The sequence below is a fragment of the Salmonella sp. SAL04196 genome, from assembly GCF_046550835.1.
GTDB lineage: Bacteria > Pseudomonadota > Gammaproteobacteria > Enterobacterales > Enterobacteriaceae > Salmonella > Salmonella enterica.
Genome location: NZ_JBGDXE010000010.1, coordinates 46,874 through 69,473, shown reverse-complemented (window position 1 = coordinate 69,473; position 22,600 = coordinate 46,874). Strand labels below are relative to the sequence as shown.

The 22,600-nt window shown below is 53.7% G+C and carries 22 protein-coding genes; 6 read left to right on the top strand and 16 right to left on the bottom strand.

Features of this window, described 5'->3' with window-relative positions; genetic code table 11:
- The first annotated feature begins 249 nt into the window (after positions 1–249).
- Positions 250–1,062, top strand: coding sequence for a dienelactone hydrolase family protein (locus ACLJPE_RS21815; RefSeq protein ID WP_000213959.1), 813 nt, complete (start codon positions 250–252; stop codon positions 1,060–1,062).
- A 79-nt stretch (positions 1,063–1,141) separates the two neighbouring features.
- On the opposite strand, the gene ACLJPE_RS21810 is transcribed toward ACLJPE_RS21815, so the two are convergent.
- Positions 1,142–2,485 carry an anaerobic sulfatase maturase gene (locus ACLJPE_RS21810; protein WP_023377101.1) on the bottom strand — a complete coding sequence of 448 codons (1,344 nt, stop codon included), beginning with the start codon at positions 2,483–2,485 and terminating at the stop codon, positions 1,142–1,144.
- Between the two features lie 334 nt (positions 2,486–2,819).
- A complete protein-coding gene (gene metE, locus ACLJPE_RS21805; RefSeq protein WP_000154178.1) occupies positions 2,820–5,084 on the bottom strand; it encodes a 5-methyltetrahydropteroyltriglutamate--homocysteine S-methyltransferase in 2,265 nt (754 codons plus the stop codon).
- Positions 5,085–5,332: 248 nt separating this feature from the next.
- Here metE and metR point away from each other — a divergent pair, with 248 nt between their 5' ends.
- Complete coding sequence (gene metR / locus ACLJPE_RS21800) at positions 5,333–6,286, top strand: HTH-type transcriptional regulator MetR (protein ID WP_000569786.1); 954 nt, start codon at positions 5,333–5,335, stop codon at positions 6,284–6,286.
- Here the strand turns inward: metR and ACLJPE_RS21795 are convergent.
- From ACLJPE_RS21795 to pldB, 3 genes are all read right to left on the bottom strand, one after another.
- Complete coding sequence (locus ACLJPE_RS21795; RefSeq protein ID WP_001196255.1) at positions 6,174–7,073, bottom strand: carboxylate/amino acid/amine transporter; 900 nt, start codon at positions 7,071–7,073, stop codon at positions 6,174–6,176. The two genes, metR and ACLJPE_RS21795, sit on opposite strands and share 113 nt — an antisense overlap.
- An 80-nt stretch (positions 7,074–7,153) precedes the next feature.
- Entirely contained in the window at positions 7,154–7,954 is an 801-nt protein-coding gene (gene yigL, locus ACLJPE_RS21790; RefSeq protein ID WP_000285334.1) for a sugar/pyridoxal phosphate phosphatase YigL, read from the bottom strand.
- A gap of 15 nt (positions 7,955–7,969) precedes the next feature.
- The gene (pldB, locus tag ACLJPE_RS21785) at positions 7,970–8,986 is read right to left on the bottom strand and encodes a lysophospholipase L2 (RefSeq protein ID WP_000487685.1); all 1,017 of its coding nucleotides are present in this window, start codon (positions 8,984–8,986) and stop codon (positions 7,970–7,972) included.
- A gap of 110 nt (positions 8,987–9,096) precedes the next feature.
- On the opposite strand from pldB, the gene rhtB reads away from it, so the two are divergent.
- Positions 9,097–9,717, top strand: coding sequence for a homoserine/homoserine lactone efflux protein (rhtB, locus tag ACLJPE_RS21780; protein WP_000142520.1), 621 nt, complete (start codon positions 9,097–9,099; stop codon positions 9,715–9,717).
- 39 nt (positions 9,718–9,756) lie between these two features.
- On the opposite strand, the gene rhtC is transcribed toward rhtB, so the two are convergent.
- From rhtC to pldA, 3 genes are all read right to left on the bottom strand, one after another.
- Positions 9,757–10,377 carry a threonine export protein RhtC gene (rhtC, locus tag ACLJPE_RS21775; RefSeq protein ID WP_039514522.1) on the bottom strand — a complete coding sequence of 207 codons (621 nt, stop codon included), beginning with the start codon at positions 10,375–10,377 and terminating at the stop codon, positions 9,757–9,759.
- Between the two features lie 63 nt (positions 10,378–10,440).
- A complete protein-coding gene (recQ, locus tag ACLJPE_RS21770) occupies positions 10,441–12,270 on the bottom strand; it encodes an ATP-dependent DNA helicase RecQ (protein ID WP_039514528.1) in 1,830 nt (609 codons plus the stop codon).
- Between the two features lie 83 nt (positions 12,271–12,353).
- Positions 12,354–13,223, bottom strand: coding sequence for a phospholipase A (pldA, locus tag ACLJPE_RS21765; protein WP_001201692.1), 870 nt, complete (start codon positions 13,221–13,223; stop codon positions 12,354–12,356).
- A gap of 164 nt (positions 13,224–13,387) precedes the next feature.
- Between pldA and yigI the strand changes: the two genes are divergently transcribed.
- Complete coding sequence (yigI, locus tag ACLJPE_RS21760; RefSeq protein WP_001277136.1) at positions 13,388–13,855, top strand: acyl-CoA thioesterase YigI; 468 nt, start codon at positions 13,388–13,390, stop codon at positions 13,853–13,855.
- 43 nt (positions 13,856–13,898) lie between these two features.
- Complete coding sequence (rarD, locus tag ACLJPE_RS21755; protein WP_000339081.1) at positions 13,899–14,786, top strand: EamA family transporter RarD; 888 nt, start codon at positions 13,899–13,901, stop codon at positions 14,784–14,786.
- Positions 14,787–14,825: 39 nt separating this feature from the next.
- On the opposite strand, the gene ACLJPE_RS21750 is transcribed toward rarD, so the two are convergent.
- Positions 14,826–15,122: a hypothetical protein gene (locus ACLJPE_RS21750; protein ID WP_031602145.1), complete on the bottom strand. Its 297-nt coding sequence runs from the start codon at positions 15,120–15,122 to the stop codon at positions 14,826–14,828.
- A 174-nt stretch (positions 15,123–15,296) separates the two neighbouring features.
- On the opposite strand from ACLJPE_RS21750, the gene ACLJPE_RS21745 reads away from it, so the two are divergent.
- Positions 15,297–15,677: a hypothetical protein gene (locus ACLJPE_RS21745; RefSeq protein ID WP_000619299.1), complete on the top strand. Its 381-nt coding sequence runs from the start codon at positions 15,297–15,299 to the stop codon at positions 15,675–15,677.
- 47 nt (positions 15,678–15,724) lie between these two features.
- On the opposite strand, the gene corA is transcribed toward ACLJPE_RS21745, so the two are convergent.
- The 7 genes from corA to dapF form a co-directional block, all read right to left on the bottom strand.
- Entirely contained in the window at positions 15,725–16,675 is a 951-nt protein-coding gene (corA, locus tag ACLJPE_RS21740) for a magnesium/cobalt transporter CorA (protein WP_000947139.1), read from the bottom strand.
- Between the two features lie 155 nt (positions 16,676–16,830).
- Entirely contained in the window at positions 16,831–16,887 is a 57-nt protein-coding gene (ysgD, locus tag ACLJPE_RS21735; RefSeq protein WP_213083418.1) for a YsgD/CorL family protein, read from the bottom strand.
- A gap of 259 nt (positions 16,888–17,146) precedes the next feature.
- Entirely contained in the window at positions 17,147–19,309 is a 2,163-nt protein-coding gene (uvrD, locus tag ACLJPE_RS21730; protein WP_000383436.1) for a DNA helicase II, read from the bottom strand.
- Between the two features lie 135 nt (positions 19,310–19,444).
- Positions 19,445–20,161 carry a 5-amino-6-(5-phospho-D-ribitylamino)uracil phosphatase YigB gene (gene yigB / locus ACLJPE_RS21725; protein WP_001213560.1) on the bottom strand — a complete coding sequence of 239 codons (717 nt, stop codon included), beginning with the start codon at positions 20,159–20,161 and terminating at the stop codon, positions 19,445–19,447.
- Positions 20,161–21,063 carry a tyrosine recombinase XerC gene (gene xerC, locus ACLJPE_RS21720; RefSeq protein WP_031602147.1) on the bottom strand — a complete coding sequence of 301 codons (903 nt, stop codon included), beginning with the start codon at positions 21,061–21,063 and terminating at the stop codon, positions 20,161–20,163. Before xerC ends, yigB begins: the two co-directional genes overlap by 1 nt.
- Positions 21,060–21,767 carry a DUF484 domain-containing protein gene (locus ACLJPE_RS21715; RefSeq protein ID WP_039514524.1) on the bottom strand — a complete coding sequence of 236 codons (708 nt, stop codon included), beginning with the start codon at positions 21,765–21,767 and terminating at the stop codon, positions 21,060–21,062. Before ACLJPE_RS21715 ends, xerC begins: the two co-directional genes overlap by 4 nt.
- The gene (dapF, locus tag ACLJPE_RS21710) at positions 21,764–22,588 is read right to left on the bottom strand and encodes a diaminopimelate epimerase (RefSeq protein ID WP_001160671.1); all 825 of its coding nucleotides are present in this window, start codon (positions 22,586–22,588) and stop codon (positions 21,764–21,766) included. The genes ACLJPE_RS21715 and dapF overlap by 4 nt, the downstream gene beginning before the upstream one ends.
- Positions 22,589–22,600 lie beyond the last annotated feature (12 nt).

Below are 22,600 nucleotides of genomic sequence, written 5' to 3'. Positions count from 1 at the left end.
CTCTGTGAATCGGGTTTGTCAGAAGAAGCAAAAAGACACTTTACCTAAGGCATAAAGATATTTTCGTGACAGCCATCACTATGGTGTAAAACAATTGCACTCGTTTACCATTAAAAAGTGATTCACATCACAATAAATAATCAATATCGCCAGGCATTGCACAAAAGATAGCCGCTTTAAGGCAATGTGGTTTGTTACACACTGTCTATAGTTAAGATTGCGCTATTTTTTAAGGGTACGGAGAATACCATGACAACGACACATCCATCCGGCTTTGCACCTGCAGCCTCCCCACTTGCCCCTACGATGATTCATACGCCTGATGGGGCCATTAGCGCGGGGATAACGTCGATCCCCTCTCAGGGCGACGATATGCCCGCCTATTACGCCAGACCAAAAGCGAGCGACGGCGCATTGCCTGTGGTCATTGTGGTACAGGAAATTTTTGGCGTACATGAACACATTCGCGATATTTGCCGACGACTGGCGCTGGAAGGCTATCTCGCTATCGCGCCGGAACTCTATTTCCGCGAAGGCGACCCCAATGATTTCGCCGATATACCCACATTATTGAGCGGGCTGGTGGCTAAAGTACCCGATTCGCAAGTCCTTGCCGACCTGGATCACGTCGCCAGTTGGGCTTCGCGCAACGGCGGGGATGCGCATCGGCTGATGATCACCGGTTTTTGTTGGGGAGGCCGGATTACCTGGCTATACGCCGCGCACAACCCACAGTTAAAAGCAGCGGTAGCGTGGTACGGCAAGCTGGTGGGCGACACGTCACTCAATTCGCCGAAGCATCCCGTTGATATCGCCACCGATCTTAACGCGCCGGTGCTGGGTTTATACGGCGGGCAGGATACCAGTATTCCACAGGAGAGCGTGGAAACCATGCGTCAGGCGCTACGCGCCGCTAATGCGAAGGCGGAAATCGTGGTCTATCCCGATGCAGGGCACGCGTTTAATGCCGATTATCGTCCGGGATACCACGAAGCCTCGGCGAAAGACGGCTGGCAAAGAATGCTGGAATGGTTCGCTCAGTACGGCGGGAAAAAAGGCTAACCACAGCGCATTACGATGTTTGTTGGGCCTACGAGACCGGAGTCGGTATAGGCTCAACAAAGCGTCATCGCCACGTTAGCTATGCTTTACCACAGCATTTTTTATATTTTTTGCCGCTGCCGCAGGGACAGAGATGGTTACGACTGACGGCTCCTGTGTCTTTACGCGCGTCCTGCGCCAGCCAGCGCATGATCGATGCCATCGGATAGCCTTGCGCCAGCAGCTCCCGCCAGACATTCATATACGGCGTAACGTGCTGGAAAAAATGCTTATAGCCCGCACACAAGTAATTATGCGCAGGATGACCAGACGGCGAGACGGCAAAGCGATGCTTCGGACAGCCGCCATGACACGCAAAGCGGTAGTCACAGCGACGACAATCGGCGGTCAGGGTCTCCCGCTTGGCTTCGCCAAACGCAATAGCCCGCTCGCTATTATTTAAGGCTTTGATGCTGTGCTGGTGGATATTCCCCAGCAGATGCTCCGGGTAGACAAAGTGGTCGCAGTTGTAGAGATCGCCGTTCGACTCCAACGCGAAGGCATGTCCACAAGTCTCGGAATGTACACACAGTACCGGCTGCTGCGCCGTCCAGGCGGCTAACGCCACGTCAAACATCTGCACATAGACGCGGTCTACGTCGCGACGAACCCAGATATCAAAGATCTGGTTGAGAAATTCGCCATATTGCCACGACGGTACCGTCCATGGCGCCAGCGTCGCCGCGCTTTCGCCGGGCATCACCAGATTAAGTACCGATGAGTTATCGGTGCTCATTCGCTCTACCAGCGGGATAAACTGAATAAAACGCGATCCCGCCGCCAGAAGAAATTCGTAGACGTCTGCTGCATGACCGACGTTATGTTTTCCCACGACGGTTAAGGTATTAAAGTCGACATGGTGCGCTTTAAGCCGCGCCATTGCTGCGACGACCTGTTCATGAGTTCCTTTTCCAGCGCGATTAAGCCGATAGTGGTTGTGTAACGACGCCGGGCCGTCGATAGAGAGACCGATGAGAAAATGCTGTTCAGCGAAAAAGCGCGCCCACTCGTCATTCACCAGGATGCCGTTCGTCTGCAACGCATGAGTGATTTTTCGCCCATCGCCGTACTTTTCACATAATGCGACAACCCGGCGGAAAAACGGTAGCCCCATCATGGTCGGTTCGCCGCCCTGCCAGGCAAAGTCAATGCGGTCACCACTCTGCGCGACAATATGCTGGCGTATAAACTGTTCCAGCGTCTCGTCCGACATTCGCCAGTTTTTATTGCGTTCCGGGTACAGCGCCTCTTTTTCAAGATAGAAGCAATATGTGCAATCAATATTGCAGATCGCGCCGCCGGGTTTGGCCATTACGTGACAACCTGCTACCGCCATGTCAGACATCTCCGTTAAAAAATAAGGTTCACCAGCGCCATGAGACAATGCGACGTTTATCGTCGCCAGGGAACATAACAGAATGGAAAACCTCGTTTTGTGCTATGAGAGCGCTGGGCGATCATGACAGGAAAAACGATCTGCGAGGCAATAAAATCCGCCGCGCTGCTTCCGGGGACGCTATCCGCCTGGTTGTCATTCATACGGAGAACCTTTTTATTATCAAGATCGCCAAATAGCCAGATCCTGAAAAAGACAGCGCGGAAAATAAGAAAAAGGGAAATGAGAAGAAAGAGGCGCTGTTAATCAGGTCAGACACGGGCGCTACCCGTCAAAAGGTAGCGCCGCATTGCTGTCGGATAAACGCAGCGGCCAGGATGGGTTATTTCGCCTGACGCAGATTGTGCGCCGCTTTGACCATATTCGCTAACGCCGCGCGGGTTTCCGGCCAACCGCGAGTTTTCAGACCGCAGTCCGGATTCACCCACAGGCGTTGTGCCGGAATACGCTGTGCCGCCTTCTTCAGCAGGGCTTCAATCCACTCGACGCTCGGCACGTTCGGCGAGTGAATATCGTACACGCCCGGCCCGATTTCGTTCGGGTAGTCGAACGCTTCGAACGACTCCAGCAACTCCATATCCGAGCGGGAGGTCTCAATGGTGATCACATCCGCATCCAGCGCGGCGATCGAATCCATAATGTCGTTGAACTCGCAGTAACACATGTGGGTGTGGATCTGGGTTTCATCCTTCGCCACCGCCGCGTTGATGCGGAAGGCTTCCACACCCCATTCCAGATAGGCGTCCCAGTCGCTGCGACGCAGCGGTAGACCTTCGCGCAGCGCCGGTTCGTCGATCTGAATAATCCCAATCCCCGCCGCCTCCAGATCCGCGACTTCATCACGCAGCGCCAGCGCAATCTGTTTCGCAATCGTTTCGCGGGTCACGTCTTCGCGGGGGAATGACCAGCAAAGAATAGTCACCGGGCCAGTCAACATCCCTTTTACCGGCTTGTCGGTCAGCGACTGGGCATATTTCGCCCACTCCACGGTAATCGGTGCCGGACGGCTGATATCGCCAATCACTACCGGCGGTTTCACACAGCGGGAGCCATAGCTTTGCACCCAACCATTCTGGGTAAAGACGAAGCCGTCCAGATGCTCGCCGAAGTATTCCACCATGTCGTTTCGCTCGGCTTCGCCGTGTACCAGCACATCCAGCCCTAAACGCTCCTGCTCAATGATAGCCTGTTTGATATGTTCGGCGATGCCGGTGCGGTAGTGGTTCGCGTCGAGGTTGCCCTTTTTGAAGTCCAGACGCAGACCGCGAATTTCCGTGGTTTGCGGAAACGAACCGATAGTCGTCGTCGGCCAGGCGGGAAGTTTAAAGCGGGCGCGTTGCGCTTCAGCGCGCACCTCATACGGATTCTCACGCTGGCTGTCCTGCGCAGTGATCGCCGCCAGGCGTTTTTCTACCGCGGCATTATGTACGCGGCGGGAGTGACGACGAGCCTGAATCGGTGCGCTCCATTCCTCAAGCGCCGCCGTTTCGCCGCTGTTCAGCGCATCGCGCAGCAACGCCAGTTCACCGCATTTTTGCAGCGCAAAGGCAAACCAGCTTTTTACTTCCGTATCCAGACGCGTTTCAACGCTGAGATCGATCGGGCTGTGCAGTAAAGAGCAGGAGGATGCTACCCACAGCGCGCGTTTGCCCACAATGGCATTAATCTGCGCATATTTTTCGGTCAAATCGGCGCGCCAGACATTACGCCCGTTAATCAAGCCTGCAGAAAGCAGCCAGTCGACCGGCAGACGTTGATGCAGTTCCGCTACATCATCTTTGCCATGAATGAGGTCAACATGTAGCCCCTGTACCGGTAGCGCGATAATAGTGTCCAGGTTTGGCGTCACGCCTTCAAAATAGGTCGTCAGCAACAGCTTCACCTGGCCGGCGAGCGCGTCGTAAGCCGGTTTGAAGGCATCCAGCCACGCCTGCGGCAGTTCCAGCACCAGCGCTGGCTCATCAATTTGGACCCACTCAATACCACGCTTCGCCAGTTCAGCCAGCACGTGCTGATACACTGGCAAAATGTCTTTCAGCAACGTCAGGCGGTCAAACGGCTCGCCTTTCACTTTACCCAGCCACAGATACGTGACAGGCCCCAGCAGTACGGGTTTGATCTTATGCCCCAGCGCCAGCGCTTCGTCCACTTCCTCCAGCAACTGTGTCCAGGTGAGTCTGAACTGCTGGCCTTTGCTGAACTCCGGTACTATGTAGTGATAGTTAGTATTAAACCATTTGGTCATTTCCGCTGCCGCCGCCGGTTCGCCGGTTGGCGCGCGACCGCGGCCAATGCGGAACAGAGTGTCGATGTCCACGGAACCGTCGTTGTTCTGATGACGAGCCGGCACATTGCCTAACAGCAGGCTGGTGGTCAGAACATGGTCGTACCAGGCAAAGTCGCCTACCGGTAACAGGTCAATACCCGCTTGTTTCTGCTGCTCCCAGTGACGCGCGCGCAGTTCGCGCCCCACCGCCAGTAACGCTTCACGCGTTGAGTTCCCCGCCCAGTAGCTCTCTTGCGCTTTTTTCAACTCGCGACGCAGGCCAACGCGAGGAAAACCGAGGGTGTGAGTCAATATTGTCATTTTACTTCCTCTCTTATTTTATTGAATCTGAAAGTAAAACTCTAAATAGTTCGGCTTGCAGGAAGGCGGCGACACAGCGCATCCCCAGGAGCTTACTGAAGTAAGTGACTGGGGTAAGCAAGGAAGCCAACGCATCTGCAAGTCGAAATATGACGAGTTTTAGACGTCTGGATGTTTACACATCCATAATGTAAAGGTACTGTATATTCCTCAAGCGCAATTTGTTCATGGCGAAGTGAAGGACTTTCATGATCGAAATTAAACATCTGAAAACACTCCAGGCATTGCGGAATAGTGGATCGCTGGCTGCCGCGGCGGCGGTGCTGCACCAGACCCAATCCGCTCTGTCTCATCAGTTCAGCGATCTGGAACAACGCCTTGGCTTCCGCCTGTTCGTGCGTAAAAGCCAGCCGCTGCGCTTTACGCCGCAGGGGGAAGTTCTGCTGCAACTGGCAAACCAGGTGCTGCCGCAAATCAGCCGTGCGCTGCAGGCGTGCAACGAACCGCAGCAAACTCGTCTGCGCATCGCTATTGAATGTCATAGCTGTATTCAGTGGCTGACCCCGGCGCTGGAAAACTTCCGTGCAAGCTGGCCGCAGGTAGAAATGGATTTCACATCCGGCGTCACTTTTGATCCGCAACCAGCCTTGCAACAAGGCGAGCTGGATTTGGTGATGACGTCGGATATTTTGCCGCGCAGCGGGCTGCATTATTCGCCGATGTTTGATTTTGAAGTCCGACTGGTGCTGGCGCCCGACCATCCGCTGGCCAGCAAAACGCAGATTACGCCGGAAGATTTAGCCAGCGAAACGCTGTTGATTTACCCGGTGCAGCGCAGCCGACTGGATGTCTGGCGACATTTCCTGCAACCGGCGGGTATCAGTCCGCTGCTGAAAAGCGTGGATAATACGCTACTGCTGATTCAGATGGTGGCGGCCAGAATGGGTATTGCCGCCCTGCCGCACTGGGTGGTGGAAAGCGTTGAGCGCCAGGGTCTGGTGGTGACCAAAACCCTGGGCGATGGTCTGTGGAGCCGCCTGTATGCCGCCGTGCGCGACGGCGACCAGCGTCAGGCGGTGACCGAGGCGTTTATTCGCTCGACGCGGGATCACGCCTGCGATCATCTGCCGTTTGTGCGGAGCGCGGAGCGACCCATTTTCGATGCACCCACAGCGAAGCCAGGATCACAGCCGCGCCTGTAATAAAGCTTGGCCAGTGGGGCTGCTGATGCCAGATGGCAAGATTAACCAGCAGTCCTGCGGGAACATGCATATTATTCATGATACCCAGCGTCCCGGCGTCTACCTGGGTAGCGCCATAGTTCCACATAAAGTAGCCAATGCCGGACGCCACCACGCCGAGAAACACCAGAATGCTCCATTGCAGCGTGGTTTCCGGCAGCTTTTGCGCGTTCCCCAACAGCGACCACGCCACCACCGCCACCAAAAACGCCCCCAGATAGAACCACGCAAAGGCGTTGTGCTGCGGCATGGGACGGGTCTCCATCAGACGTTTATACCCCACCATTCCGATAGCGAAACTGATATTAGAAAGCTGCACCAGGAGCAAACCGACCCAAAAATGGTCGGTCACGCGATCGTAGCGAATAATCCCGGCGCCAATCACCGCCAGCAACGCGCTAAATGCATAGCCCCAGCGCAAACGACGCTGACTCATCACATCGTAAATCAGCGTGATATAGAGCGGCGTCAGAACGGTAAACAGCAGCAGTTCGGATACGGTCAGGTAGAGGTAAGCATGGAAGCTCAACATATACATGATGCCAAGCTGCATCGCCCCCACCAGCATATACAGGCTGATGGTTTTTAAGTTGTGCCCGCGAGAACGCAAAAACGGCAGAAAAACGAGCGCCGCCAGCCCAACGCGTATCAGCACCGCGAAATAGCTATCGACATGCCCGGCAAGATACTCGCCAAATAGACTAAAGGAGAAAGCCCACAGGATAGTGGTAATGATGAGTAGCGCCACAATGGATGTCTCTTAAAACAGGGAACACCCATTGTAGCGGAGAGTGAAGTTGACAACTGGTCAACTAACAAACAATCACATCAGCGTAAGAAAAGATCGCGCAGGTAATGCGGCACGGCGTTATCCGCGTTGATGCCGATCACCTCAAGTTCGGGATACAGGTCTTTCAGACGCTGGTGCGCATTGCCCATGATGCAGCCTTTGCCCGCCATCGTGAGCATTTCAGCGTCGTTCATTCCGTCGCCAAAGGCGATACACTCTTTCAGGCTGTACCCCATCGCATGAGCGACCGCTTCCAGCGCATGACCTTTCGACACTCCGCCCGCCATCACTTCCAGACAGGTTAGCGTAGAGAAGCTCACGTTTACCCGATCGCCCCAGCGCGCGTTAATCGCCTGCTCCAGCGGCAACAACTTTTCATGAGTGTCGCTGGTGAAAAACACTTTGCTGACGCCCTCCGGCTCCAGCAGCGCAGGCTCAAACAGCGAATAGTTAAATACCGCCTCTTTGAAAAAACGCATTTCATCGGGGCGATGACGATTCATAAACCATTCGTCGTCGCGATAAACGTTAGTCACGATGTCCGGGTTCGCATTCACCACTCCGAACAGGTCTCTGGCAATGTCGCTGTCCAGATTATGCGTAAAAACCAAATTCCCGTCGGTATCGTGCACTCGCGCGCCGTTGGAGGTGATCATGTAAGACTTGATTTCAAGATTATCGCGGATTTGCCCTACATCGACATGATGACGACCAGTGGCAAAGACAAAATGGATGCCGCGTGCGGTCAACAGCTTCAGAGTCTCTTTGGCATAAGGGGACAACGTATGGTCGGGGGAGAGCAGCGTGCCATCTAAATCAGACGCAACAACCTGATACATAATAAAATTTAACCTCTAAGCAAAGCGATTTCCGCTGGATAAATTAGGCTTGTTGAAAAATTCAACAATGGCGTTAAGCGCGACTGAGCGCATGGCGTCCTTTTCAAAAAGGATCTCATGGTACGCGCCTTTGATAACCAGCGGTTTTCCCCCTTCACAAGGGTATCCCGCCGCGGCGCGAATTTCACAAAAACGATCGTGGGTGCGGTTATCCACTACCCGCTCTTCTTCCGCCTGAATCAGTAGCGTAGGCGTCGTGTCATCGCTCGCCCCAGCCAGAACCTGCTCACCCGCCAGAATGCCTTCGCGTACCCAATGCCAGGTGGGGCCGCCAACGCGCAGCTGCGGCTCGTCGGCATAAAATCGTAAGTTGCGCTGATAACGCTGGCGGCTGTGGGTCAGCGCATTCATCCCAAACGGCAACGCCCGCCACTGACCGGTACCAATAGCGTAATCTTCACGGATACGCTGGTGCCCTTCGGCCCAGTCGAGAATATGGCGCACCATAAAGGAAGGCAAGCGTATCACAATACCAAACATCGGCGCGGTGAGCGCAATAGCGTCGCACCGCACACGATGGCGTTGCAGGAACAGAGTGGCTATCGCGCCCCCCATTGAGTGCGCCAGGATATAACGCTTACGCCACGGCCCCGGCTCAATTTCCTGCTGCCAGAACGCCGCTAAGTCCTCAACATAATCGTTAAAATGATCGACATGACCCCGATGCGGGTCCGATAACATCCGCCCGGAGCGCCCTTGACCACGGTGGTCGATGATGAAGATATCAAAACCGAGATGAAAAAGGTCATACGCCAGTTCAGCGTATTTTACATAACTCTCAATGCGGCCAGGACAAATGACGATCGTCCGATCGTTAGAATCATTCCGAAAACGGACAAAGCGCACCGGAATGTTACCCACGCCGATAAACTCCGCCTCTTCCCGCTGACGCCAGAAATCGGTCAGCGGCCCCATAGCAAAAGCGGCAAACGCATTTTCTCTTGTTTCCCAGTCATTTTGCTGCTGAAACATCGGGTTTTCGGCCTCGTTTACCAGGTAAAATCGTTTTTTGCGTCGTGCCTGACACAACACAGCGGCAGTAGCGTATTGTGGCACAAAAACAGACAACCAGGGAGTTTCGCATGACCTTTGAATGGTGGTTCGCCTATCTACTGACCTCAACTCTGCTGAGTCTTTCTCCGGGTTCAGGCGCCATCAATACCATGACGACGTCTATCAACCATGGATATCGTGGCGCAGCGGCTTCTATCGCCGGACTCCAGACCGGGCTGGGGATACATATCGTACTGGTGGGCGTCGGACTGGGTACGCTCTTTTCGCGCTCGCTCATCGCTTTTGAAATTCTGAAATGGGCTGGTGCGGCTTATCTTATCTGGCTGGGTATCCAGCAATGGCGCGCCGCAGGCGCTATCGATCTGCATACCCTCGCCCAGACGCAATCGCGGGGTCGACTGTTCAAACGGGCGATATTTGTCAATCTAACCAATCCCAAAAGCATTGTCTTTCTTGCCGCCCTGTTTCCGCAATTCATCATGCCGCAGCAACCGCAACTGGCGCAGTACCTCATTCTCGGCGTCACCACGATTGTGGTGGATATGATTGTGATGACCGGTTACGCCACACTGGCGCAGCGCATTGCCGCCTGGATTAAAGGACCAAAGCAGATGAAGGCGCTGAATAAAGCGTTTGGTTCGTTGTTTATGCTGGTAGGCGCGCTCCTGGCGTCGGCAAGACACGCGTGATAGTCGTGCCGGATGATGTTTATCCGGCCCGGAGGTAAATTAGCGCGAAATAATCAGGTGAATACCAAAGCCCGCAAACAAAGCGCCGGCAAAGCCATCAATCCATTTCGCCAGACGCTGATAGCCGCGGCGCATTTTCGGCAGCGCGAACAGGCTGGCGACTACGGTAAACCAGGCCAGTGTTTCCAGGGTGATTAACGCGAAAATACCCCAGCGCGCCGCAGCGCCGACGTTATCGCCGACAAACAGTGAAAAAACGGAACCAAAATAGATAATCGCTTTCGGATTCGACAGATTGGTCAACAGCCCTTTGAGAAAGCTGCGCCCGCTCTGCGCCAGTTCAATATGCGGAGAAGACGCCACCGCATCCTGTTTTTTCAGCGCGCCGCGCAGCATCTGATAGCCCATCCAGCACAGGTACAGGCCGCCACCTACCATAATGATCGTATGCAGCCAGGCCATTTTTTCGATGATGAGATGCAGGCCAAGCAGCGCCACGCCCGCCCATACCATCACGCCGCAGGTAATGCCCAGTACGCCCATCATCGCTTCTTTACGCGAACGGCTGACAGCAGTTTGAGACACGAAGAAAAAGTCGGGGCCGGGGCTCATTAGCGCAACAATGTGCACCATTGCCACGGTGAAAAATAGCATCATCATAAAAATGGCTCGCGGGGAAATAGTTCAGTGAGTCACCATCCTGGCACTTTTTTGCCGGGCTGACTACTCTTCGTCATCACCATCGACATGCGCGCGGATGAGCGCCATGAATTCTTTCCCGAAGCGCTCCAGTTTGCGCATCCCAACCCCGTTAACGCTTAACATCTCGCTGGCGGAAACCGGCATCTGTTCCGCCATCTCTATCAGCGTGGCGTCGTTAAAGACCACATACGGCGGGATATTCTCTTCATCAGCGATAGCTTTACGCAGCTTGCGCAACTTAGCGAACAATTTGCGATCGTAATTACCGCCGAACGATTTCTGCACCACGCGGGGTTTGAGGGCGACGATGCGCGGCACCGCAAGCTTTAGCGGAACGTCTCCACGGAGTACCGGACGCGCGGCATCCGTCAACTGTAATGCAGAGTGCTGCGCAATATTTTGCATTACCAGCCCCAGATGAATGAGCTGGCGAATCACGCTCACCCAGTGCTCATGGCTCTTTTCGCGCCCCATGCCATAAACCTTGAGTTTGTCATGACCGAAATCGCGGATGCGTTGGTTATTCGCGCCGCGGATCACCTCGACAACGTAGCCCATGCCAAAACGCTGGTTAACCCGACCAATGGTAGAAAGCGCAATCTGGGCATCGTTTAAGCCATCATATTGTTTGGGCGGATCAAGACAGATATCGCAGTTGCCGCACGGTTCTTGTCGGCCTTCGCCAAAGTAATTAAGCAATACCAGGCGGCGGCAGGTTTGCGCTTCGGCAAAAGCGCCCATCGCATTCAGTTTATGCCGTTCAATATCCTGAAGCTGTCCGGCTGGTTTCTCTTCCAGACAACGACGTAGCCAGGCCATGTCAGCCGGATCGTAAAATAGCATGGCTTCCGCAGGCAGTCCGTCGCGCCCGGCGCGGCCCGTTTCCTGATAGTAGGATTCAATATTGCGCGGGATATCGAAATGCACGACGAAACGTACGTTAGGTTTGTTTATGCCCATTCCAAAAGCGACGGTCGCCACCACGATTTGCAGATCGTCGCGCTGAAATTTTTCCTGCACATCGGCGCGAATAGCGTTTTCCAGCCCCGCATGATAGGCCGCCGCGCTAATGCCACGACTTTGCAAGCGCGCGGCGGTATCTTCCACTTTCGCCCGACTGTTGCAGTAGATGATACCCGATTTGCCGCGTTGCTCCTGAACATAGCGCATTAGCTGGTCGAGCGGCTTAAACTTCTCCATCAGCATGTAGCGGATATTCGGTCGGTCAAAGCTACTGATCTGGATTAACGGATCGTTAAGCCCAAGCAGACGAATAATATCCTGGCGCGTGGTGTCGTCGGCGGTGGCGGTCAATGCCATAAACGGCAAAGCGGGAAAACGCTGGCGAAGCTGACCGAGAGCCGCATATTCCGGACGGAAATCATGTCCCCATTGCGAAATACAGTGCGCTTCATCCACCGCCAGCAATACCGGATTCCAGTGCGCCAGATGATCAAGAAAGTTGTCCAGCATCAGGCGTTCCGGCGCAATATACAGCAGACGAACCTGTCCGGTACGGCACCCCGCCATCACCTCAAGCTGCTGCTCGCGGCTTTGAGTGGAGTTCAGACAGGCCGCCGCCACACCGTTCGCCAGTAGCTGATCGACCTGGTCTTTCATCAACGAGATTAGGGGCGAAACGACGACGGTCAATCCGTCCAGCAACAACGCGGGGATTTGATAGCACAGAGATTTGCCGCCGCCGGTGGGCATGACGACCAGACAGTCGCGACCGGAGAGCGCAGTATCAATAATCGCTTCCTGGCCCGGGCGAAACTGTTGGTAGCCAAAGGTTTCCTGCAAAACCTGTTTGGCCCCTGATTCCAGATTCAACACTTCCGCCTGCGCCACATTAACCCCGTTCACCATAAATCAAAACAGGCGCTATTTTCAGCGCCTGCGAGAGAAACTGCAATGTTTAAAACACAATCCAATCAGAAGATATCGTTAAGCATCACGCCGACGCCGACACGTGTCTGATTAAAATTATAGTCGATCAGCGATTCGCCATAGCCGCTGTACACCTGGGTATAAAGCCGGACATGTTTAGTGACCGGATAGCTTAATCCAACTTCCGCGCCGCCGTAGCCTGTATTCCAGTTGTACTGGCCTTTGGCGCTTAATACCGCCTCGCCCAGGTGATAACCGATTTTAAGCTGGTAATAACCCATATATTTGGTGATGTCCGGATTATCGTCGGTACTGCCAATCACGTACCACGGTTTGACCTCTACCAGCCAGTTACCGTTTTCGGCCATCAGACGGGTATACAGACGGTTCCAGCTACGCGAGGTGGGGTCCGAACGTCCGTTAGAGTCATGGTTGTAGCCCATCTCTACGTCGCGCAACGTCCAGCCGGCAAAGCGATAATCGGTAGCAAAACCAAGAAAAAGCTGCGGTTCGTAGTTGGTTTCGCGAAACGGCGAAGACTCTTTACTGTTGGAAAGCTGCCACCAGGATTTCTGCGTATAGGAAGCACCCAGTACCGAGTTCGGCCCCAGTATTCCGCGCCACAGCGGAAACGCCAGGCTCAACTGAAATTTCACTTCATCTTTACGTGCGTTTTCAGACCAGTTGTAGGTACTTATGGCCTCTTTGTTCAGATCGCTGGTGTTCGTGTAGATCAAGTAGTTCGTGTCATAAGGGTAAAGCGTAAAAGGGTTATCATGCTCCTGTAGCATGTTAGCGATGATACTTCCCCGTACTGCAGGCGCATCATGAACCTCTTTTATCGTAGCTTCTTGTGCATATGCCGCTAATGGCAGTAGCGTGGCTGGCAACAACCCTCTCAAAATCGCCCGCATTCTTGACGTTCTCCTGACGAAGTATTTTCAGCTTGAATCATTCTCTGCCAACCATTTTTACATATTTACACACATAGCCGTTAGTTATCCCTTCTTAAAGTAGAAAACAACAATTAAGAAGCATAATATCAACATTTCATTAACCAATGGAGTGTCAGGAATCTATGTCCGCTGTACTTACCGCTGAACAAGCTCTGAAATTAGTGGGTGAAATGTTTGTCTACCACATGCCGTTTAATCGGGCGTTAGGGCTGGAGCTGGAACGCTATGAAAAAGCGTTCGCCCAACTGGCCTTTAACAACCAGCCGATGATGGTCGGCAACTGGGCGCAAAGCATTTTACACGGCGGCGTGATCGCCTCTGCGCTGGATGTCGCCGCCGGACTGGTATGCGTCGGCAGCACGCTAACTCGCCACGAAACCATCAGCGAAGATGAACTACGCCAGCGCCTGTCGCGGATGGGAACGATTGACCTGCGCGTCGATTACCTGCGTCCGGGCAGAGGCAACCGCTTTACGGCCACCAGTAGCCTGCTGCGTGCAGGGAATAAAGTGGCCGTCGCCCGCGTGGAATTACACAATGAAGATCAGCTGTACATCGCCAGCGCCACCGCTACTTATATGGTGGGATAAAAGCAGGTAAACTGTTGTTACACTTCAGATACGAGTTTTCCGGATGGACGCAAAACAAACACGGCAGGGCGTATTACTCGCTCTTGCCGCCTATTTTATTTGGGGGATCGCCCCCGCGTATTTCAAGCTGATCTATTACGTTCCCGCAGATGAGATCCTGACGCACCGCGTGATTTGGTCATTTTTCTTTATGGTGGCGCTGCTTAGCGTCAGCCGGCAGTGGCGACAGGTTAAGCGCTTACTGAAAACGCCAAAGAAGATTTTTCTGCTGGCCCTGTCCGCCGTACTGGTCGGCGGTAACTGGCTATTGTTCATTTGGGCGGTAAATAATCACCATATGCTGGAGGCCAGTCTGGGTTATTTCATTAATCCGCTGGTTAACATCTTGCTGGGGATGATTTTTCTTGGCGAACGCTTCCGTCGAATGCAGTGGCTGGCGGTGATTCTGGCGGTGTGCGGCGTGCTGGTGCAACTCTGGACCTTTGGCTCGCTGCCGATTATCGCGCTGGGGCTGGCGTTTAGTTTTGCGTTTTACGGCCTGGTGCGTAAGAAGATCGCCGTTGAAGCGCAGACGGGTATGCTGGTCGAAACGCTATGGCTGTTGCCGGTCGCGGCAATTTATCTGTTTGGCATCGCCGATAGCCCTACCAGCCATATGGGGCAAAACGCACTATCGTTGAACTTGCTGTTAATGGCGGCGGGTGTGGTCACTACGATTCCGCTGCTGTGCTTCACCGGAGCGGCTACGCGTCTGCGTCTTTCTACACTGGGCTTCTTTCAGTATATCGGCCCAACGCTGATGTTTTTACTGGCGGTGACGTTTTATGGCGAAGTGCCGGGCGCGGATAAGATGGTGACATTTGCGTTTATCTGGGTCGCGCTGGCGATTTTCGTGATGGATGCGATTTATACGCAACGGCGTAAGCATTAAATAATAAAATGGCAGCTATTATCTGGCTGCCATTTTATGTTATTTCTTTTTAGTAAATAGCAATACAATAAATAATATAATATTTGTTACTGGAAACACGCCCAACACACCAATAAACTTATTCCAACCAACAAACGTTAAATAACGGGCATGGATCTGGCAAAAGCCGAATCCCAACGCTATTCCAATCCCCCTCAAATTTAATGAAGTACAAATCGACAGTACAACGAGCAGGACAATAGCAATCACCCACCATCCAATCCAGGCTTTAATGAATTCGGCTTTAGAAAAAGGGTCTTTACCAAAATAAACTTGCCAGAAATTTTTCTGTTGCATTTTATGAAATCCATTCATTGAAATTGTTAATTACCAGATAATATATTTAATTATTATCTATTGCTGTGCAACGTAATTATCATGCCATTATTTACCATTACTGTCATTAGAAAATTCAGTGTGATATATTTACATGTGAGACCTGAAGTTGGTTATCAATATGGAAAAAATAATATGATTAGGATTATTAAAGATATTTTTCAGCCTTCCCCCAAGGATACATTAAAGCGAGCAAAGTTTGTTATTTATACATTATCATCATGGATAATATTATTTACTATAATGCCTAAAAACCAATATCTTGATTTAATATTTATTATTGTCAATACCTATATCCATATTAATATTGGCGCGAAGAGAATCAGAGATTCAGGTTGCAGGGCACTTTATTTCATCGCATTGTCTATAGGTGTAAATGTCTTCTGTACAGTCAGTGTCGCACTCAATGGGGCTGATTGCGATAATATTGGTATACAACTCAATATTGCCTGGGTAATACTCACAACACTACTGCTATCTTTCATCGCTTCTTCAAAACAAGAACTTTCCTCATGATGACGAACTTCCAACGGACTGGCGGTTAAATCGCCAGTCCGTTGATTTTACAGCCAGTTCTTGCGCTTAAAGTACAAATACGGCGCAAGCCCCGCCAGAATCATAAAGATAATCGCGCCTGGATAACCAAAGCTCCACTTCAGTTCCGGCATAAACTCGAAGTTCATCCCATAGCTGGAAGCGACCAGCGTCGGCGGCAGGAACACCACGGAAACCACCGAGAAGATTTTGATAATGCGGTTCTGCTCGATGTTGATAAAACCCATCGCCGCCTGCATCAGAAAGTTCACCTTCTGGAACAGCGATTCATTGTGCGGCAGCAGAGATTCGATATCGCGCAGGATCTCACGCGCCTGCTCCAGCTGCCCGCCCGGTAAGCGCGCCTTGCGCACCAGGAAGTTCAGCGCGCGCTGGGTATCCATCAGACACAGGCGTACCTTCCAGCCGATATCTTCCAGTTCCGCCAGCGTGGAGAGCGCTTCGTCGTATTCATCGCCCTGATGCCCTTCCATAATGACGCGGCTCAGTTTTTCCAGATCGCTGTAGATGTTTTCGATTTCATCCGCTAACTGTTCAATTTTGGTTTCGAACAGATCGAGCAGTAATTCGTATGCATTACCGTCGACCATCGCCTGGCTGCGGGCGCGCATACGATACAGACGGAAGGCGGGCAGTTCGCGTTCACGCAGCGTAAACAGACGGCCATCGCGAATAGTGAATGCCACCGTAGAGTTACCGGCATGATCTTCCGCATCTTCGAAGAAGAAGAAGGAGTGGATATGTAATCCGTCTTCGTCTTCAAAGAAGCGCGCGGATGCTTCGATATCTTCCAGTTCAGGACGCGTCGCCAGACTCTGGCCCAGCTCAGATTGTACGCGCAATCGCTCGTCGTCGTCCGGTTCGACCAAATCAACCCATACGGCATCAATCAGGCTTTGTGACTCCTCGACTTCCAGCCGGGTCAGTCGGTTTTTTTCCAGTTGAAATGCGCTCAGCATGACCGGGACTCCCAATGCGTAAAAATATCGGACAGTTCAGATGGGCACACAGAAACAAATTGGGTTTCAGACCATTAAACAGCCTGACTCAACGCGACGGGAAAAAATGAAAGGTCGCTGACAACCGCTAAGGCTATCAGCAAAAAGGGATAGCCTTAGGAGTTGATCCTGGATAACAGGATAATGAGCCAGTATCTACTGGGTGTGTCCAAGGCGAATGTCCTCTTAGCGTAATCGTGGGCGCATGTTACGCCAGCAAAAATTTGCCGTCAACACGCAACGAAACGCGAAAAAGCAATAATTTCCCCTTATGCAGAAAGGTTAGCAGAGTGAGAGTATTTATCTATGATTTCAGAATATTAACATCACTATATCGCCGGATGGCGGCTTCGCCTTATCCGGCCTACAAATCAAAATGTTAGCCAGTGCGTAGGCCGGATAAGAGGTGCCATCCGGCAATATGAGAGCCGGTCAAACCGTTTCCAGCTTCGCATACGCGGCAACCAGCCATTTGATCCCTTGCCCCTGAAAAGCCACCTGCAACCGGCTATGCTCGCCGCTGCCCTCCAGGTTGACAATAGTTCCCTCGCCGAACTTCGCATGGCGCACGCGTTGGCCGAGTTTGTAGCCTGTGTCGTTTTCCGCCAGCGGCGTTCCCATTCGTTGATGGCTCACCGGACGACTGACGGTGGCGCGCAGACGGACCTCTTCCACGCACTCCTCCGGCAGTTCGCCGATAAAACGCGACGGGCGATGGTAGACCTCTTTACCGTACAGACGGCGAGTTTCGGCATAGGTTAGTGTCAGCTTCTGCATGGCACGGGTAACGCCGACGTAGGCCAGACGACGCTCCTCTTCCAAACGCCCGCCCTCATCCAGCGACATCTGGCTGGGGAACATGCCCTCTTCCATGCCGACGATAAACACCTGTGGAAACTCCAGGCCTTTGGCCGAGTGCAACGTCATCAGCTGTACCGCATCCTGCCAGGTATCCGCCTGCCCCTCGCCCGCTTCCAGCGCCGCGTGAGAGAGGAAGGCCTGCAACGGCATCAAATCTTCATCTTCGTCGTTGTAGCTGAACTGCCGCGTCGCCGTCACCAGTTCCTCTAAGTTTTCGATGCGCGTCTGGCCTTTCTCGCCTTTTTCTTGCTCATACATGGTGCGCAGGCCGGAATCTTTGATCACCCGGTCAGTCTGCACATGCAGCGGCATGTCGGCGGTTTCCTGCGCCAGGGCATCGATCAGTTCCATAAAGCGTTGTAGCGCGCTGGCCGCACGCCCGGCCAGGGCTTTTTCCTGTAACAATTCACGGCACGCTTGCCACAATGTTAGCTGGCGATCGCGCGAGGTCTGGCGCACCACGTCCAGCGTGCGGTCGCCGATGCCGCGCGTCGGGGTGTTCACCACGCGTTCAAAGGCGGCATCATCGTTGCGATTGGCAATCAAACGCAGATAAGAGAGCGCATCTTTGATCTCCTGGCGTTCGAAGAAGCGCATACCGCCGTAAATCCGGTACGGCATACTGGCCTGTAATAACGCTTCTTCCAGCACGCGCGACTGGGCGTTGCTGCGATAAAGGATGGCGCATTGCGCAAGCGCGCCGCCGTTGTCCTGCCAGGTTTTGATACGGTTAACCACAAAGCGCGCTTCATCCAGTTCGTTGAAAGCGCAGTACAGCGATATCGGTTCGCCATCAACGCCGTCAGTCCACAGCTTTTTACCCAAACGCCCATTGTTATTCTCAATCAGAGCGTTCGCCGCGCTAAGAATGTTGCTGGTCGAGCGGTAATTCTGCTCCAGACGAATGGTCTGCGCACCGGGGAAATCATTGAGGAAACGCTGGATGTTCTCCACCTGGGCCCCGCGCCAGCCGTAGATCGACTGGTCATCGTCGCCGACAATCATCACTTTACCGGTATCGCCCGCCAGCAGACGAACCCAGGCGTACTGAATGTTGTTGGTATCCTGGAATTCGTCCACCAGGATGTTAGTAAACCGCTCGCGATAGTGTTGCAGGATGTGCGGCTTGTTCAGCCATAGTTCATGAGCGCGCAGCAGTAGCTCGGCGAAATCCACCAGACCAGCGCGATCGCACGCTTCCTGATAGGCCTGATACACCTTCTGCCAGGTCTGCTCCACCGGGTTGCCATAGCTTTGAATATGGTGCGGGCGTAGCCCTTCGTCTTTCTGGCTATTGATGTACCACATCGCCTGACGCGGCGGCCACTGCTTCTCATCAAGATTCATCGCCTTAATCAGGCGTTTAAGCAAACGCATCTGATCTTCGCTGTCGAGAATCTGGAAATCCTGCGGCAAATTAGCGTCCATATGATGCGCGCGCAGCAGGCGGTGCGCCAGACCGTGGAACGTCCCTACCCACATTCCGCCCTGGCTGGTCCCCATCAACTGGCCAATACGATGGCGCATTTCCGCCGCCGCTTTGTTGGTAAAGGTCACCGCCATGATGGAGTATGGCGAGTTGTTTTCTACGCTCAGTAACCAGGCGATACGGTGCACCAGCACGCGGGTTTTCCCGCTTCCCGCGCCCGCCAACACCAGCATGTTGCTACGTGGCGCGGCCACCGCTTCGCGCTGTTTATCATTAAGGCTGTCGAGCAGGTAAGAAACGTCCATTGGCACCGCCGCGTAAAAACATGAAAACTAAAAACGCCCGGTGGCGCTTCGCTTACCGGGGCTACTTATCGTAGGGCGGATAAGCATAACGCCATCCGCCAGAATAACTGGGAATTTATACAGAACTACTGGTGATTATATCAGCGAGGTGAGAGATGCCAACCGCGAAATTTCGATATGCGGCAGTAAACGGCTGTCCTGCGTCCGCATCAGGTCGGCATTTTCAGGTTTAATCCAGCAGGCCTGCATCCCACAGCGAATAGCGCCAGCCACATCGGTAGTCAGATCGTCGCCGACATGCAGGATCTCGCCGATCGGCACATGCAGTTTTTCCGCCGCCAGGAAATACATGTCGCTAAACGGCTTGGAACGTCCATCCGGGCCGGCGCGCAGTACAAACTTAAAGTAATCGCCGAGGCCAAACAGTTCCGGCTGGGCGTTGCCGTTAGTGATCGCCACCAGCGGCCATTTTTTCGCAAGCTGCTGTAACGTCTCATGGGTAGCCTGCGGAACCTCAATCTGGCTGCGCCATTTGGCAAAATGCATCATCGCCGCATTCGCGCCGGCAATGGCCTCCTGCGCCGATAATCCCGCATCCCGCATGGCCTGCTCTATCGCGCGATGGCGCCAGCGGGTAACGTCATGATAGATTTCCGGCTCCGCTTCACGCACCGCCTGCCGTATCCGCTGTAAATCGACGTTTTGAAACGAACGTAGCGACGGGTGATAATTCTGCATAAAAGCGAGCGCTTCCTGCTCAGTACGCAAAATCACCGGACGGTTATCATAAAGGGTATCATCCAGGTCAAAGGTGAGCGCGGCAATACGCCCCAAAGGCCGGTAAAAACGCATTATTTCCCCCGTTTAGCGCGCGGATGCGCCGCGTCGTACACTGAAGCAAGATGTTGAAAATCAAGATGAGTATAAATTTGGGTGGTGGAAAGGTTGGCATGACCCAGCAGCTCTTGCACGCCGCGCAGATCGCCGCTCGATTCCAGCATATGGGTCGCAAACGAATGGCGCAGCTTATGTGGATGCACGTGGCTGTTTAGCCCCTGCTTTATGCCCCATTCAGCGAACCGTTTTTGGACATTGCGCGCGGAGATACGCTTGCCGAGCTTCGACAGGAATAACGCCTCTTCATCGCTGGCGAACAGTCCGCGCAGATCCAGCCAGTGCTCAATCCACGTCACCGCGTTACGGCCAATCGGCAGGCGTCGCTCTTTGCTGCCTTTACCCATTACCCACACTTCGCCGGTATCGAGATCGAGGTGCTTTATATCCAAGCCAACCAGTTCGGATAAACGCAGTCCCGCGCCGTACATGACCTCCAGCATCGCCCGATCACGTACGGCAAGCGGATCGTTAAGATCGATGTCCAGCAGGCGGTTAACGTCGTCGACATCAATATTTTTCGGCAGATGACGCGGCGCTTTCGGTGCGGAGACGCCCTTCGCCGGGTTAGCTTTCAATTCGCCCTGACTGACTAACCAGTCAAAAAAGCTTCGCAATGCCGAGAGACGTAGCGCCAGACTGGCAGGGCCAAGCCCTTTGCGCCGACTGCGCACCGCAAAACTGCGCACAATCGCAGCGTCACATTGTTGCCAGCTTTTCAGCCCGGCTTCTCCGGCTAAAGCGATAATGGCATCAAGCTGACGCTGGTAGTTCAGCAGGGTAATGGGGCTAAGCTGGCGCTCCACGCCTAAATAGCGCAGGAACCGCGAGACATCCAGAGAAAGCGCGACATCCGTCATACGCGTTTAATCCAGCGTTCCAGCAGTTCCGGCAGCATCAGCGCGATCTCCTGTAAAAGCTGCGTCCCCTGCCCAGGCTGATAGTGGTGCGGGTCACGGCTGCTGAAGAGAATCACCCCGAGGTCGCCATCGCTGCCCATCATCGACATAGCTACCGAGCCTACAGCTTTCGCCTCCGGCAAGACCACCAGCAGTTCCGGGCCGTTTAGCGGGCCAAGATAATGCTGCGACTGTCCCAGTCGTTGAATACGCAGCGGCTCAAAGGCCTGACGGTTTAAAGCCAGATGCGTATAGCGCGATGGCGCGCCAAGACGCCACCGATCCGGGAACAAACGCAGCGTCGCGCCGGCAAGCCCCAAATCGCGCGCCCAGCGGTGAAACCGCACCAGCATCTCATCCAGACTATCCGCGGCGACCAGACGGCTTTGCAGATGCAGCAAGCGATAAAACAGGCTTTCATTGGCATGAGCCTGTTCCATCAGCAGCGTCATATTTTCTTCAAGCACATTGATGTGATTACGCGCGCGGGCCATATGCCACTCAACGAGCGAAACCGTTCCCCGCACGGGATGTGGAACACGCATCGCTTCCACGGCATGGGCGTTACGGATAAAAAACTCAGGGTGGTGGCGCAGGTAATCGACGACCGCTCGATCGTCCAGTTCCGTGAGCATTTCCTGTAGTTCTTCCTCTGGTTGCTTCATAAATGGATAAATCCGTCGTAGATATGTGCCGCCGGACCAGTCATGTATAACGGATGGCCCGGACCTTTCCAGGCGATATCCAGCCGACCGCCCGGTAATTCCACGCGTACTTCTTCAGCCAGCAGCCCCTGCTGAATCCCCACGGCAACGGCAGCGCACGCGCCGCTGCCGCACGCGCGGGTCTCCCCTGCGCCGCGTTCATAGACTCGCAGCCGGATATGCTCACGTCTTACAACCTGCATAAAACCAATGTTGGCGCGTTCCGGAAAACGCTCATGGCTTTCCAGAACCGGCCCCAGTGTTTCAACAGCCGCCGTGTCGACATTATCAACCTGGATGACACAGTGCGGATTGCCCATTGAAACCACGCCGCACAGTATGGTCTGTTCCGCCGCTCGCATAATATACGTCTTTTCCGCTTTGTTGGCGCGAAAAGGCACCTGCGCGGGTTCAAAGTTTGGCTCCCCCATATTCACCCGCACCAGTTCATCTTCCGTGACGCTCAGTACCATCCGGCCATTCGCGGTACTGACCCGAATATCGCGTTTATTGGTTAGCCCTTTCAGGCGAACAAATCGCGCGAAACAGCGCGCGCCATTGCCGCACTGTGAGACTTCACTGCCGTCGGCGTTGAAGATGCGGTAATGAAAGTCCAGCTCAGGATCATAGGGCGGCTCAACTACCAGCAGCTGATCGAACCCTACGCCCAGGTGTCTGTCGGATAGCCGACGAATCAGTTCCGGCGAAAAAAAGACATTCTGCGTTACCGCGTCGACGACCATAAAATCGTTGCCAAGGCCATGCATTTTAGAGAATTGCATCATTCACTCCGT